Origin of the sequence: Paenibacillus glucanolyticus NBRC 15330, assembly GCF_004000885.1 — a bacterium.
GTDB classification, from domain to species: Bacteria; Bacillota; Bacilli; order Paenibacillales; family Paenibacillaceae; genus Paenibacillus_AQ; species Paenibacillus_AQ glucanolyticus.
In genome coordinates, this window is the sequence record NZ_BIMC01000007.1 from 190,601 (window position 1) to 204,970 (window position 14,370).

Annotated in this window: 13 protein-coding genes; 4 read left to right on the forward strand and 9 right to left on the reverse strand. The window is 50.0% G+C overall.

Features of this window, described 5'->3' with window-relative positions; translation table 11 throughout:
- Positions 1-11: 11 nt before the first annotated feature.
- The 6 genes from PGL02S_RS13420 to PGL02S_RS13445 form a co-directional block, all read right to left on the reverse strand.
- Entirely contained in the window at positions 12-836 is an 825-nt protein-coding gene (locus tag PGL02S_RS13420) for a carbohydrate ABC transporter permease (protein WP_006207848.1), read from the reverse strand.
- A 5-nt stretch (positions 837-841) separates the two neighbouring features.
- Positions 842-1,786 (reverse strand): carbohydrate ABC transporter permease, encoded by a 945-nt coding sequence (locus tag PGL02S_RS13425; protein ID WP_006207847.1) that lies wholly within the window; start codon positions 1,784-1,786, stop codon positions 842-844.
- A gap of 95 nt (positions 1,787-1,881) precedes the next feature.
- A complete protein-coding gene (locus PGL02S_RS13430) occupies positions 1,882-3,129 on the reverse strand; it encodes an ABC transporter substrate-binding protein (protein ID WP_006207846.1) in 1,248 nt (415 codons plus the stop codon).
- Between the two features lie 173 nt (positions 3,130-3,302).
- Positions 3,303-4,859, reverse strand: a complete 1,557-nt coding sequence (locus PGL02S_RS13435; protein ID WP_036643999.1) for a response regulator transcription factor — start codon at positions 4,857-4,859, stop codon at positions 3,303-3,305.
- A 6-nt stretch (positions 4,860-4,865) separates the two neighbouring features.
- The gene (locus tag PGL02S_RS13440) at positions 4,866-6,668 is read right to left on the reverse strand and encodes a sensor histidine kinase (protein WP_036644001.1); all 1,803 of its coding nucleotides are present in this window, start codon (positions 6,666-6,668) and stop codon (positions 4,866-4,868) included.
- A gap of 55 nt (positions 6,669-6,723) precedes the next feature.
- Positions 6,724-7,467, reverse strand: a complete 744-nt coding sequence (locus tag PGL02S_RS13445) for a helix-turn-helix domain-containing protein (RefSeq protein WP_006207843.1) — start codon at positions 7,465-7,467, stop codon at positions 6,724-6,726.
- A gap of 111 nt (positions 7,468-7,578) precedes the next feature.
- Between PGL02S_RS13445 and PGL02S_RS13450 the strand changes: the two genes are divergently transcribed.
- The 4 genes from PGL02S_RS13450 to PGL02S_RS13465 all read left to right on the forward strand — a co-directional run bounded on the left by PGL02S_RS13450 (position 7,579) and on the right by PGL02S_RS13465 (position 12,578).
- Entirely contained in the window at positions 7,579-9,864 is a 2,286-nt protein-coding gene (locus tag PGL02S_RS13450) for a glycoside hydrolase family 65 protein (RefSeq protein ID WP_036644004.1), read from the forward strand.
- Between the two features lie 158 nt (positions 9,865-10,022).
- Positions 10,023-10,700: a beta-phosphoglucomutase gene (pgmB, locus tag PGL02S_RS13455; protein WP_036644007.1), complete on the forward strand. Its 678-nt coding sequence runs from the start codon at positions 10,023-10,025 to the stop codon at positions 10,698-10,700.
- Between the two features lie 372 nt (positions 10,701-11,072).
- The gene (locus tag PGL02S_RS13460) at positions 11,073-12,035 is read left to right on the forward strand and encodes a phosphotransferase enzyme family protein (protein ID WP_036644009.1); all 963 of its coding nucleotides are present in this window, start codon (positions 11,073-11,075) and stop codon (positions 12,033-12,035) included.
- 24 nt (positions 12,036-12,059) lie between these two features.
- On the forward strand, positions 12,060-12,578 hold the full coding sequence (locus PGL02S_RS13465) for a hypothetical protein (RefSeq protein ID WP_036644012.1): 519 nt from the start codon (positions 12,060-12,062) through the stop codon (positions 12,576-12,578).
- 245 nt (positions 12,579-12,823) lie between these two features.
- Here the strand turns inward: PGL02S_RS13465 and PGL02S_RS13470 are convergent, their stop codons facing one another.
- From PGL02S_RS13470 to PGL02S_RS13480, 3 genes are all read right to left on the reverse strand, one after another.
- Positions 12,824-13,276: a type 2 periplasmic-binding domain-containing protein gene (locus tag PGL02S_RS13470; RefSeq protein WP_155984657.1), complete on the reverse strand. Its 453-nt coding sequence runs from the start codon at positions 13,274-13,276 to the stop codon at positions 12,824-12,826.
- A gap of 28 nt (positions 13,277-13,304) precedes the next feature.
- Positions 13,305-13,988, reverse strand: coding sequence for an extracellular solute-binding protein (locus PGL02S_RS13475; protein ID WP_036644017.1), 684 nt, complete (start codon positions 13,986-13,988; stop codon positions 13,305-13,307).
- 72 nt (positions 13,989-14,060) lie between these two features.
- The gene (locus PGL02S_RS13480) at positions 14,061-14,360 is read right to left on the reverse strand and encodes a hypothetical protein (RefSeq protein ID WP_006207836.1); all 300 of its coding nucleotides are present in this window, start codon (positions 14,358-14,360) and stop codon (positions 14,061-14,063) included.
- Positions 14,361-14,370: the final 10 nt, after the last annotated feature.

The following is a 14,370-nucleotide window of genomic DNA, read 5'->3' on the forward strand; positions in this document are numbered from 1 at the left end:
AAGGCTTTATATCAACCTTTCACGCCGGCGTTCGAAATCCCCTCAATATATTGGCGCTGGAACAGGAAGAAGAACAGGATGATCGGCAGCGTGGACAGCACAACCCCCGCCATAATCATCGGCGTATTCTCAAAGAACATATCCTTCACGCTGTTCAGACCAACAACCAGCACATACATTTCCGGTGTATTCGCAAGCGTACTCGGAACAAGATAACTGTTCCAGGTGCCGGCAAAAGCAAGAATCGACATCGTAATCAGCGATGAACGGGCCAGCGGGTACACGATCCGCCAGAAAGCACCCATCTTCGTCAGGCCATCCATCCGTGCAGCCTCCAAAAACTCATTTGGAACCGAGATGAAGAACTGTCGGAGCATGAAGATGTACAAGCCCTGATACAGGAAGGGCACCGTTAACCCCCAGAATGTGTTCAACCATCCAAGCTGCGCCACATTCACGTACACCGGGATCAGGATCATATGGTACGGCACCATCATGGTGGCAACGACGATCCAGTAAATCAGACCTTTTCCCTTGAAATTCAGCTTGGCCAGGGCAAAGCCGGCCATCGGGTTAATGATCAGGTTCCCGATGACAACGACGCCGGTCATGATCACGGTGTTCAGAAACCATCTCGGCACATTGTACGCATCGTTCGTGAAGAAGATTTTGAAGTTCTCGAACGTCCAGTTGGCCGGCGACGTCAGGGTATTAACATGGCGCATCGGGATGATGGACGTATAAAGGGTATAGAGAAAAGGAAGGGCGAATAAGAGCCCCAGTATGATCGTGCCGATATACAGAAACAGCCGACCGTTGTTCGTACGGGTCAACATTACTCTCACTCCTTCTCATCCAAGAATTTTTTTTGCAGGTACGTAATCAGCATGATGATCATGAAGAACAACACCACCGCCGCGCTTCCGTATCCAATGTTCATGTAACGGATCCCGTGCTGGTAGAAATACGTAACCACCGTACTGGTAGCACCTGCTGGCGAACCGAGCGCGCCATACCGGGAAATCGCCGCAATCTGGTCGTAGATCTGGAAGCCGGCGATCGTCGATACCGACACGATGAAGAACGTGATCGGCTTCAGGAACGGAACCGTGATGTAGCGGAATTTGTTCCATTTGGATGCTCCGTCAATCTCGCCAGCTTCGTACAGATCCTTCGGAATTTCCTGCAGGCCCGACAAGTACACAATCATGGTGAAGCCGGCTTGCTGGAAGATAAACAGAATACATACGAATAAGAGCGCATAGTTGGTATCTGCAAACCATGTTACATTCCCGAAGCCTAAAGCTCCGAAAAATTCCGTTAGGAAGGTGCCCTGCTTAAACAGCATCATGAACACGGTGGTGATCGCGATTTGCGAGGTGATATACGGAATGAAGAATACCGTCCGGAATATCCCCTTGCCTTTCAGTTTCTGATTGACCAGGATGGCCAAGAGCAAACCGAGGACAGTCTGAATCGGAATCGAGATGACCACGATTTCCAGGGAATGAAGCAGCGCCCGGAAGAATTCTTTATCTTGAAGAATGGTGACATAGTTTTCGAGGCCGATGAATTTCGCCTGGTCCAAGGCAGCGAAGTTCGCATCTTGAAAACTTCTTACGAAAGACTGGATAAATGGATATAGAAACCACCACGCCCACAATATCAAAAAGGGCAGTGAAAACAACCAGCCCAGTGTCTTGTCGGAGTCTGCCAACGAACGGAACCAGGATTGCCTGATCTTGTTTCCTTTCAAATCAGCGTGCTTGCTGCTGTAATCGGACATAAGTTATCCCCCACTCCCTTACTCAAATTCTAATAGGTGAACAAAGGCTCCCGCTCCCCTGAGAACAAGGAGCGGGAGCGGGTGTTGCCTTTTTCTTATTTAAACTGGCCTTGAATGTCATCGAGAATTTGCTGAGCTGTTTTACCGGAGCCGCCCAGAATCAAACCTTCCAATTCTTTAACGAGTTCATCCGTGAAACGCTTGGTATCCGTCGGATAACCATAGTCTGTGCTGTACTCCAGCGCAGGCTGCAGCGCCTTGAATTCAGGGTTTTTCTCGAAATACTGCTCGGACAACGAGGATACCGCCGGATTAAAGCCGAGCTCCATGAATGCGGTTTGCGTATCGTCATTGGTCATATAATAAGCAGCTTTCAGCGCAGCTTCTTTGTTCTTCGCGTCTTTCAGTACCATGTAAGCATCCGAGCTCATAGTGCTTCCGTTAGTTGTTCCTTTAGGAACCGGAATGGCTACCATTTTCAGATCCGGATTCGCATCCTTCAGGTAACCCTTGTACCAGTAGCCACCCGTACTCATTGCGCCCTGCTCATTGCTGAACACTTCGCCATCCCAGCCGAAGCCGAGTGATTTCGGTGTTACAGCAAGTCCTTCGTCATACATATCGATGATCATTTCCAGCGCCTTCACGTTCTCTGGCGAGTTGATGGTCTCACCGTTGCCCCAGCCGCCGCCGAAGCTCTTCACGTAGTTCGTGATATGGAAGGCATCCAGGTTCACGATAATGCCCTTCACATTGCCTTTGTTCAGCACTTTTGCCGCTTCGATCACTTCATCCCAAGTCGTCGGGTACTCGCCGAGACCGGCATCTTTCCACATCTGCTCGTTGATGAAGAACATCGCCGGCATATCGCTGTTCGGCACGCCGTATTGTTTGCCGTCCACGTTCCAAATTTTCTTCGACGCATCCGGGAAACGGCTCATGTCTACGCCAGCCGCTTGAACCAGTTCATCGATTGGCGAGAACAACCCTTTGTTGATGTATTCGTAAGCACCTTCATTGGACATCTTAATGAAATCAGGCGCAACGCCGGCAGCGATTTCGCCCGGCAGCGTGTTCCAGAATTGCTCACTGCTCGGATATTGTTTGATTTTGAGTTCAAGCTCCGGATATTGCTCGGAGATGGTGTCTGCTGCTTTCTGGTAAATCTCCAAATCCTGTGCCGTACCCCAGAATCCGAAATTCACCGTCACTTTTTCTCCTGCATCTCCAGATCCGTTATCTGTATTGTCAGCGCTTTTATTGCCGCCGCAAGCGGTCAACCCAACAACAAGAGCCAGGCACAACACCAGCATGGCAGAAAACTTCCTGTTCACTTTACCCATGATGCTACCCCCTACATTTCTTTTCGTTTTAACTTGCACCTTAATCATAAAGAGCGAGGGCAATAAAAAAAATTAATCAAATGATGATTAATTTTTTAAAATTGACTATTTTTTTATAAATAGATTGTGCGGTAAGATCATTTTTATTAAAAATCATACTTTCTTTTCGATTATCACACTTCTTCTTTCCTATACTGTTTAGGAGAAAAGCCTGTGTATTTCTGAAATACAATCGCAAAATGGGCCTGATTATTAAACCCTACCATCTCGGCAACGTCATAAATTTTGTAGCGGTAGTTCTTAAGCAGCACCTTCGCTTTCTCGATCCGAAGCTCGTTGATATAATCGAACAGTCCTTGACCGACCTCCTGTTTAAACAGCCGGCTGACGTAATTCGGACTGACATGAAACAGCTCCCCGAACAGCTTCAGCGAGAGGCTCTCCGCATAATGTTCCTCCGTGTACTCCATAATATTGCGCGTGAGCTGGCTGTATCCCTTAAACCCCAGATCGTGGCGATGCTTAAACCGTGCTTCGAACAGGGTCCGGTATGCAGCGGACAGCTGTTGAAAATCATGGATTCCCTGCAAGCCTGCAACTTCTTCCTGCACGGCTCCGCTTGGCTTGCCGCCGCTTTCCCCGATCATAAACTTCAAGCCTTCATACACTTTGCGGACATCCTTCTCTTCCATGCACTCTTCTTGCTCCAGAAACTTCTCCCACGTGGATAGCAGCTCGAGAAACCGGTCATTCGCTTCTTCCCTGAGCGCAGACTTCATCTGGCTCAAATAGACATCCGCCTGCTGATAAACGCTCTCGCTCTTCTGTCTCAGATGCTGATAATAAAATATCGAAGTCTCCGGGTGGTAAAATTGCTGGGACAAGGCTCTGCCTGCTTGCTCATAACCCATGGAAATGCCGTCAAAATCAGCAAACCAATCGCTAATGCCCAGCACGATGTCAATATTCACAAAGCGCTTTAGCGCCGAGCTGATCATCTGAACCATTTTATTGACGCGGGTCAACGATGCCAGCAGACTTTTCAATTCGCTGTTGCTTATAAATACGGCATATAGCTGCTCATTCAGCCGAAGAAACTCCACTTCCTTCTCCGTCGATAGAATCTCGCCTACTACGTTCTGAACCGTATTGGGCAGGATCGATTCCGTTTCTTTGGTGTACCTCTTGATGACCGCTTGATAATCCTTGATTTTGAAGAGAACGACATACATATTGCCCTCTTTCAACCCAGTCTCTGCTGACAGGTCATGGACGTTCCCTTGAAGCGCGTCATATAGAATCTGTTCCTTCCGGCTGCCGGGTACATTCGCTCCGGTTCGGGCCGGAGCCTGCTGACTTCCAAACTGCTCCCGAATGCTCTTCAGCATCGCCGTCAGCTCGCGCTCATTCATGTCCGGCTTATGGAAGTAATCGAAGGCCCCTAACTTCAGAGCTTCCTTCACATACGTTATGTCGTCGAAGCTGCTCAGCACGACGGCTTGAACCGGCAGCTGCCGCTCCTTCATTGCCCGCAGCACTTCGATTCCGTCCATCTTCGGCATCTTGATATCCAGCAGCACCACGTCCGGTACCGTTTCCGTTATCATGCGCAGCGCTTCTTCACCGTCGCCCGCTTCACCGACAATGTCCACACCCTGGGCCTCCCAGTCGATGGCCGATTTGATACCGATGCGCACAAGCGGTTCGTCATCTACGATTAGTATTCGCACTTGCTATCACCCTGCTTCTTCTGTGATGATCGGAACCCGAATCCAGGCCACCGTTCCGCCATGCTCTCCGCTCTTGATCCACAGGCCGTACTCCGGTCCAAAATGAAGAGATATCCGGTTCCTTATATTGTTTAGTCCGATCGAGTTGAAGGTATCACGAGGACCTTCCTGCTCCTGCTTGGCTTGTCCGCCCTCCGGAAAACCGCGACCGTTATCACTTACTTTCATAATCAATGTTTCTTCTTCCTCATATATGGATATCACCAGCATCCCTTTATAATCAATACCTTCGAAACCGTGGAAGACTGCATTCTCCACCAGGGGCTGAAGCAAAAATTTCAACGTCCTATGATTCATTACGGCTGGTTCAACCTCATACGTAACATCGAATTTATTAAAATAGCGGAAATCGAGAATTTTCGTGTAATTCTCCATAAACTCGACTTCCTCTGCAATGGTCACATAGTTGCCCTCCTTCTTCACCGTAAACTTGATGACCGAAGAGAAGGCCTGCAGCGCTTCCTCAATGCCGGTGGCCCCCTGGATCTTGGCCATCCACTTGATCACGTTCAGCGTGTTATATATAAAATGCGGACGGATCTGGGATTGCAGCGCATTCATCTCCAGCGTCCGCTTCTCTTCTTCCTCCACATAGATCCGCTCAATCAAATCGCGGATTTCCTGCAGCATCTGGTCCACGGTATGGCTGATCACGCCGATCTCCCCATGCTGCCTCGTATCAAAGCTTACGTCAAGCTGACCTTGGGAGACAAGCTTCATCTTGCTGTTCAGTACCGACAGCGGCTTCATGATCGTGGTCGCGATGCGCGCCGAGATCAGAATGGACAGCACGAGCAGCAGAATCAAGGCGCCCATCAGGATGGCTACCATCAGGTACACAATGGAGAAGAGGTCTTTTTTCGGAATTACCGTAACCGCCTTCCAGTCGGCCATAGAAGAGGACGAAGATATCATGTACGTATCCCGATTAATCTGCGTATTGACTTCACCGTCAGCGTTATATTGAAAATCACTCCCCAGCACCTCGGCTGCCGGCAGCCCGATCTCCTCCGGATAAATGCTGTGCACGATATGATCCGCTTCATCAATCAGATAGAAATTCGTGTTCTCCGAAAATGCCGAATCGCTCCAGAGCGTCTTCAGTTTGTCCACCGAAATGTTAAACAGAATAAAGCCCAGATCTTCCTTTGTATAGGGGTCCATGATCGCTCGGCCGGCAGATACGACCGGAGTAGCCTTGGTGGACAGCAGTTTCTCCTGGTGGATGCCTACCGGAACGAAGCGCCCGTGGGCACCTCTGATCTTCTGGACAAAAGGCTCGCGCGTGAACTGCTCCTTGAAATAAGCGAAATTCATGTACTCCTTGTTGCTTCTGCCGATGATAGACTGGCTGTTCTCGTGGTAGATGACAACCGAGTCAATCAAATCGGAATACAGCATGACTCCGCTCTGGATCAAGCCGTTCACTTTATCGAAATCCCGCCCCCGCTCAAGCAATGGGTAGGTCACCTTGCCATAATCCTTGCGCATGATGGGATACACCGTGGAATCCTGGATCGGAAACATCGACAGCCGCAGCAGCGGCTGCAAGGAGGTATCGATATTCTTGATGATTTGTTTGTTGTTCTCCACGGCAGCATCAATCATCGTACCCCGATTATTCTCTACGTAGACCCACGATACAATCCCGCCGATCAGAATGAGCGGCACAATGATAAATGCGGAGAAAGCAACGATCAGTTTCTTCTCCAGACTGAGATGAAGCATTTTCTGCTTGAGTTTGTTCATGACATTCTCTCTCTTCTCGTTTCTCTCACTTCTCGTTGTTCGTTGTCATCGTTCGTTATCGCGCCGTACCGCTGATTCGGAATTTTCTCGGGGTCATCCCCGTGAAATTCTTGAATAATTGCGTATAATAACTCTGGCTGCAGAACTTGAACGTAAACGCGATTTCGGAGATTGATTGGTTTGTATGGGTCAGCAAATGCTTGGATTCTTCAATCTTCCGCCGATTCATAAAGGTTGTAATGGATACACCCGTCTCCCGCTTAAAGCGATCGGATAGGTAGCTCGGGTGAACGTTTAAATATTTTGCAACCCGCTGTAAGGTCAGCTCCTCAAAAATATGCTCCCTGATGTAATATATCGCCAGATTCACAATATGCGAATAGGATACTTCTTCCTTCTCGGAGCGAATCATCGAAACAAACTGAACCAGCATTTCATATTCAAAATGAACCAGCCGCTCCACATCACTCATTTTCTCAATCTCAAGGATTAGCGTATCACTTAAATGAAAGGCTATCTCAGGGTCGACGCCGCCCTTGATGATCGCCCGGGTAAACAGGGTACAAGACGCAATTAAGGCATTCTTCTTGGATCGAAGCGGATATGTCGCAAGCACGGCGGCCTCCAGCTCGTTAATCTTGCGCAGCATATCCATGGCCCTGTTCTCGTCCCCGAAGCGTATGGCCTCCATTAACTCGTGCTCGTAATCAAACGGAGGATGTATAAAATTCTCGCGCAGATAATGCATGCGGGAAGACAAATAAAAGGGATGATTTCCTGTGCGGGAAGGTTCCTTCATTATTTCTGCACCACCTAAAAATATTGATAAAAACCTTGATATTTTAGTATAACATAACCCCGTTTGGCTCTAAAATTCAAGCATAACCATGCTAGGAAGGAAGTGTAGACCATGACCTGGACAATTTCAAATCCTGAGTTGTCACAGCAAGCCTTGCTGAATATGGAAAGTATTTTTGCACTCGGAAACGGTTACTTGGGTGTACGTGGCAACTTCGAAGAAGGCTACGGAGAGGACATGTCCACCATTCGCGGAACTTACCTGAATGCTTTCCACGACGTTATTGAAATCCCTTACGGCGAGAAACTGTTCGCCTTTCCCGATACACAGCAAAAACTCGTTAACCATATTGATGCCCAATCGGTCCTGATCTATTTAGGCGATGAGAAAGAACCCTTCCGTCTGGATCACGGCACGATTATTTCGTTTGAACGCCGCTTGTTTATGGACAAGGGATATTCCGAACGAATCGTGCATTGGAGATCGCCCGAAGACAAAGAGATTAAGCTGACCTTCCGCCGCCTGGTGTCCTTTACGCACCGTGAGCTGTTCGCCATCCATGTACGGATAGAGCCGGTCAATTACAACGGCCAGGTCCGCATCGTCTCTACGGTGAACGGCAAAGTGAAAAACTACACCAATCCCAATGATCCCCGGGTCGGCGCAGGACATGCGGAACGGATGACCGTCACCGAAACTGGCGTTAAGGGCAGCGATGCCTATGTCGTTGATGAAACGATGGCATCCAAGCTGCGTGCGGCTTGCGTTACCCGCCACCGCCTGGATGCCGATGCTGACGTTCAACTTGAAAATGGAGCCGGTGAAGTCACCTACACGGCTACCCTTTCATTGACCGGACCGATCGGCTTTACGAAATACAATCTGTATACCGACAGCCTTCGTCACGGGGAGGATATGATCGAGCGCGGGATTCAGCTGCAAGAGAGTTTGAAGGAGCTTTCCTTCGAGGATCTGCTTGCAGAGCAAATCGAATATTTAAATGACTATTGGAAGTCTGCGGATGTGGTGATTCAGAACGATGACCAGCTGCAGGAAGGCATCCGCTTCAACTTGTTCCAGCTGCTGCAGTCCGCAGGGCGGGACAAACACAGCAACATTTCCGCCAAAGGGCTCAGCGGCGAAGGATATGAAGGCCATTATTTCTGGGACACCGAAATTTACATGTTCCCGGTATTCCTGATGACGCAGCCGGACATCGCGCGCCAGCTGCTGCTGTACCGCTATTCCACACTGGAACAGGCGAGAGCGAGAGCTCGGGAAATGGGACACCGGCAAGGCGCTTTGTTCCCGTGGCGCACCATTTCCGGAACGGAGTGCTCCTCCTTTTTCCCTTCGGGCACGGCGCAGTATCATATCAGTGCAGATATCGCATACAGCTATATCCAGTACCATCTGGCCGAACAGGATCAGGATTTCCTCTTGTCTTACGGTGCCGAGGTACTGATCGAAACCGCACGTCTCTGGGCCGATATCGGCCACTATTATAACGGGGCGTTCCATATTGATGAAGTTACCGGCCCGGATGAATATACCTGCTGCGTGAACAACAACTATTACACCAACGTCATGGCAAAACATAACTTGAAATGGGCTGCCAAGAGCTGCTCCATTCTGAAGTCCTATGATGCACAAGGCTTCCAATCCCTGTGCGACCGGCTTGGCGTCACCGAGGATGAAATCTCGGCATGGGCGAAAGCCGCGGAAGCTATGCTGCTCCCGTATGATGAAGCTCTTGGCATTAACCCGCAGGATGACACGTTCCTCCGCAAAGCGGTATGGGATTTCGAGAACACGCCGGAGGACAAATATCCTCTGCTGCTGAATTACCATCCGCTAACGATTTACCGTTATCAGGTGTGTAAGCAAGCCGACACGGTTTTAGCGCACTTCCTGCTGGAAGACGAGCAAAGCTATGAAACGATTCAGCGTTCGTACGACTACTATGAAGGCATTACGACACATGACTCGTCCCTGTCCTCCTGCATCTTCAGCATCATGGCTTCGAAGATTGGCAGCATGGACAAGGCTTACGAATACTTCATCGAGACGGCGCGCCTGGACCTGGACAATACGCACGGCAACACAAAGGACGGTCTGCATATGGCCAACATGGGCGGTACCTGGATGTCCATCGTATACGGCTTTGCCGGCATGCGTCTGAAGGAGAGCGGGCTCTCCCTCTCCCCCGCCATTCCGAAGGATTGGGAGAAGTACGCATTCCGCCTGAACTTCCGCGGCCGCCTCATCGGCGTATCGATCGAGAAGGACGGCGTGACCTTGGAGATCGTCGAAGGCGATGCCATCGAGATCAAGCTGTACAACGAGGCCGTTACACTTGAAGCCGGACAACCGGTGCAAAAATCACTCGCCAAGTAGCTCCGGGCAGGTACAGATCCACCAGATCCATCAGGTTAGGCTTACCGTGAGGAACCAGCTTCAGATAAGTGCATCATTGATCGTGCTCTCATTAGGAAATTAGCGATGATACTAGTACGATTGAATATATTTCAGTTGGTAAAAGGAGTTATTTGGACATGAGCATAGCGAAATCGCTGAAGGCTGTCATTTTTGACTTGGACGGCGTCATTACCGATACAGCCGAGTATCATTATCAGGCCTGGAAGGCTACGGCAACCGAGCTGGGCATTCCCTTCACCCGAGAATTCAATGAGAATCTCAAAGGGGTATCCCGCATGGATTCCTTGAAGCTGCTGTTAAGCCAGGCGGAGACGCCGGTCAACTATTCCGAAGAAGAGCTGGTGCAGCTGGCTGACCGCAAAAACAAGCTGTATGTCGAGCTGATCGAAACGATCACGCCAGCCGATCTGCTGCCGGGCGTCACCGAGTTCGTGGCAGACATTCGGGCGGCGGGTCTTAAGACCGCCATTGCGTCCGCCAGCAAGAACGCCATCGCTGTACTGACCCGGCTTGGCGTCATGGATCAGTTCGACGTCATCGTCGATGTAACCAAGCTTACGAACAACAAGCCCGACCCGGAAATCTTCCTGACCGCTGCCGCGCAGCTGGGCGTAGAGCCCGCCGACTGCATCGGGGTGGAAGATGCCGCGTCCGGCGTCGATGCCATCAAGGGTGCCGGCATGTTCGCCGTGGCAATCGGCAACGCTGCCCACTTCCCGCACGCGGATATCGTGCTGGACAGCACGTCACAGCTGAATTTCCGGGAACTGGCGCAGAAGTTCGAAGGTAAGTAGATCGATGTAGTGAAGGGGTGTTCCTTAGGTGGGACACCCCTTTTTGATGTGGCGGAGGTTGTGCAGGGACGGGATGCTCCCCATGGTCGCTGCAATGGGCTGGCGGGGAGCCGCACTTTGGCGACTCTAAGTCCCTTTTGGGGACTTGTTGGCGCGTAAGCCGCTCTTTGGAAAGTCCCTTTTGGGGACTTATTTGGCGCGTGCGAGCACCCATGCTGAGTAAGATTATCTCACAACGTCAGGATGCGCTATCCCGTTTTTTTGCAACGATGCACCATCTTCGGTAGACTTGAGTTGATACTGATGCTGCTGAGTACCATCCGGTATGTGGACCAGACCTACATATCGAGAACACCATAAAGGGGATTTTCCATGGAACAGGCTGTTTTGAATCAGGGTGCCGAGCGTTTCGGCAGAGGTTCTTATTCACTGCAATTGCTTGGAGGATTTGACCAAAATGTATTTGAATATATCGGTGAAGACGGGCTTCGCTTCATCATTAAATTCTTAGACGCGGCCAAGTACCGTAAAGCCTCGATCATCCGCGAGCTGACGTGGATGGCTTATCTCGCCGAGCATGGGCTAAACATAGCGTCGTCGATTCGTTCCGCCCAGGATCTCCTGATTGAAGAAGTCATTCACGGCTCCAAACGATATTATGTCATTGCCTTTACGAAGGCTCCGGGCAGCCCTTTATCCGATTTGACATCGGATTTTGCTATGATCGAGCGCTGGGGACGCGGGATGGGAAGCATGCACAAACTCGGCAAGAAGGACTCCACATCCGCTTCGCTCGTTCACCGCATGGCTTTTCCCCAATGGAATGATCATCTCATCTTTACGGATGCGTTCCCGGAGGCTGCCGGTGAAAGGGTACATACTCAGTGGAGGCGATATCTTAAGGAGCTGGAGTCCCTCCCGCAAGATCAGGACAGCTACGGGATCGTTCATAATGACCTGCACCATAACAATTTTCATGTACATAACGGGGAGATTGTCTTTTTTGATTTCGGGGATGTTTCTTACCATTGGTTCGCATACGATATCGCCATTGCCATCTATCATGCGGTTCAGACAGTCCCTGAACACAGGAAGGCCGAATTTGTCGCCAGATTCTTCGATTCGTTCTTATCGGGCTATCTGAAAGAGAACACATTGAGTGCGGATTGGATTGAACGGATTCCGTTTTTCATCGACTTCCGAAACCTGTATTCCTATGTCTACTTCTCCAAATTCGTGGACTGGAACGAGATGGATGAGTCTACCCGGAATTATCTTCTAGCCATGAAAGCCGATATAGAATCAGGCCAATCGGTAGTCAATCTGTCTATTTAATATAAAGAAGGAAGATTGCTCGCCATGAAACCAAAATCCAAACATCTCCGCCGGCTCGCATATGCAGGCCTGGGTTTGCTCCTCTCAGCCAGCCTTCTATACCTGCTGTTTCTTCGTCCCATACCCATCAAGGCGGGTGGATTCACATCCCTTACGGGCGAGAATACGATCATCTTCGAAGTCATCAACGAAGGATTTACCAAGGTGGAGCTGCTGGATGTGCGGGTGAACGATGGCCAGAAACCAGCCAAGGCGGAGCTCGGCGTCAGTTACTCCCTTCATCTGGTCGGCGGAGACGACCTTGATGAAGACACCCATATCGAATTCGTGGGTATTCAAGAGATGCCGCTCCAACCTGAACTCACAGCAGATGAGAAGTTAGCCGCACTTGATCAGGGAGCACGCATCCCGCTCAATTATGGTGTCCGTCTTTTTAATGATACGCCTATCACCCAGATTGAAGTGACGTATAAGTATTGGGGGATCACCTTTAAGCGGGAGGTGCCGATGGGGCGGTTTTTCAATAACGGTTCAAGCACCTAGGTAAGAACAGATTTTAGTATACGGGAGTTTCATATTGAGCGTAATATCGCTCTAGCCGCTTTTGTTATCACAGTTGTATCGCTTCCGTTATATCTTTAACCAAGCTCTTTGATATCGACAAGTATACTATGTTCACAGGACTCTCTTATACAAACAAATAAGCAAACCAAAGCCCCTATCCGTGTTGGATAGAGGCTGATGCAATTAAAGACCCCGTCTTGCAGTTCTATGTAGTTAATCATTATCTACGATACAATCTCCGCCCACCGGGCCAGCGTCTCCTGTACCTCGGCCTCTCCTTTCATCATTGCCTCAATATCCAGATTGATCTGCTGCCTGGACAGGTTCCAGACCTGATTGGAGAGATAGGCATTCTTCTCAATGCGCTCCATGGCATACAGGGCGGGACCCCACCACGGATTATCGGTACGCCCAAGCTCCTTGGCCAGTGTTCTTGTGATCGGCAGGCCCCAATAAGCACGCTTGGCTTCCTCAGAAGAGGGGATCGCCAATGCCTTCAGCAATTCCCATGCCAGCTCAGGCTGCCTGGACATGGCAGGAATACCGTATCCTGTCGAATACATCGTATAGATATCCACGCCGTTTCGTGCATGAGGCAATCCCACAATGCCATACGTCTCACTTAGCTCAGGATCGTGGGCCACCCCTCCAATATGCCAGCTAAAGTCATATATCATCGCACAGCGATTCGAACGAAATACGTTCTCAAACCGGACCCCCCGGCAGAGGAGCGACACGGTGCTTCTGATACAAATCAACAATCCATCGATACGTAGAATGCGTAATTTCACTGTCCGTATAGCCCTTACTGACAGATCCGTCCTCCGATAAATGCCGTCCGCCCCTGCGCATAAGGAACGGCTCCAAAAATTCCACATCCGGATAAATATAGAGGCCATACCGGGAGTCCTCCGGATGTTCTTCGAGCCGCGTTAAGCGAATCGCAGCATCCAGAAACTGTGCATCCGTCCACCCATTCTCAGGGAACGGCACACCCGCTTCGGCAAACCTTTTTTTGTTATAAAAAATAAGGGGAACCGCGGCATCCACAACCGGAAAGGCTGCCAGCTGGCCCTCCCACATCGGATGTGACAAAGCCCCCTGGTAAAAATCATCGATGACCATCGCGGGATCATTCTTCAGATAAGGCAGCAAATCCCGGACAACGCCTTTACGCATCTGAGTAGAATATGCCCCCTCCCGGATGTGCAGCAGATCCGCTCCATCCTGATGAAACTGCTCCAGCACGCCGTAGCTGTCCTCTGCCCGGACAAGCACCACCTTTACATCTGGCCTGGCGGCTTCAAACGTTTGAATAACCGTCTGCACATATTTCAGATCATGTCCGTGCGATTCCGTGATGACACGAAGCTCGGTTGGCGTTGTCATTTCATAATCCCTCCTGTATGATCGATCACGATCACGATTCCCTGTACTTGCTCAGGCTGTTCCCATACGCAATTAAAATCCGTTCTTCTTCTCAACTAATCGTACATCGCTAGGAGTTACCGCATACGTATAGGTTGTTCGCATCTGCGGACCTTCCCCGTGTTTTGGTTCGCAGTCTTGTCTGATGATGACCGTGAAACCCTGTTCATGTTCCTTAACCTCCACGACATCGTTAATCGTCTCTAAGTCCCCTGTACACTTCGGCACTTGGGCCAAAACCTTGGTAAGTACAGCAGCACGGTCCATATTCCCCTCTAAGGGATACCCTGATATTGAAACGATAATCATGAGCACCATGTATATCATACGCATAACATCAACT

Coding starts and splice junctions, on each gene's coding strand:
- PGL02S_RS13450 (WP_036644004.1), top strand. CDS start 7,579: ATGACCTGGACAATTTCAAATCCTGAGTTGTCACAGCAAGCCTTGCTG.
- PGL02S_RS13440 (WP_036644001.1), bottom strand. CDS start 6,668: ATGAACAAACTCAAGCAGAAAATGCTTCATCTCAGTCTGGAGAAGAAA.
- pgmB (WP_036644007.1), top strand. CDS start 10,023: ATGAGCATAGCGAAATCGCTGAAGGCTGTCATTTTTGACTTGGACGGC.
- PGL02S_RS13420 (WP_006207848.1), bottom strand. CDS start 836: ATGTTGACCCGTACGAACAACGGTCGGCTGTTTCTGTATATCGGCACG.
- PGL02S_RS13480 (WP_006207836.1), bottom strand. CDS start 14,360: ATGCGTATGATATACATGGTGCTCATGATTATCGTTTCAATATCAGGG.
- PGL02S_RS13465 (WP_036644012.1), top strand. CDS start 12,060: ATGAAACCAAAATCCAAACATCTCCGCCGGCTCGCATATGCAGGCCTG.
- PGL02S_RS13470 (WP_155984657.1), bottom strand. CDS start 13,276: ATGATATATGACTTTAGCTGGCATATTGGAGGGGTGGCCCACGATCCT.
- PGL02S_RS13430 (WP_006207846.1), bottom strand. CDS start 3,129: ATGGGTAAAGTGAACAGGAAGTTTTCTGCCATGCTGGTGTTGTGCCTG.
- PGL02S_RS13445 (WP_006207843.1), bottom strand. CDS start 7,467: ATGAAGGAACCTTCCCGCACAGGAAATCATCCCTTTTATTTGTCTTCC.
- PGL02S_RS13475 (WP_036644017.1), bottom strand. CDS start 13,988: ATGACAACGCCAACCGAGCTTCGTGTCATCACGGAATCGCACGGACAT.
- PGL02S_RS13460 (WP_036644009.1), top strand. CDS start 11,073: ATGGAACAGGCTGTTTTGAATCAGGGTGCCGAGCGTTTCGGCAGAGGT.
- PGL02S_RS13425 (WP_006207847.1), bottom strand. CDS start 1,786: ATGTCCGATTACAGCAGCAAGCACGCTGATTTGAAAGGAAACAAGATC.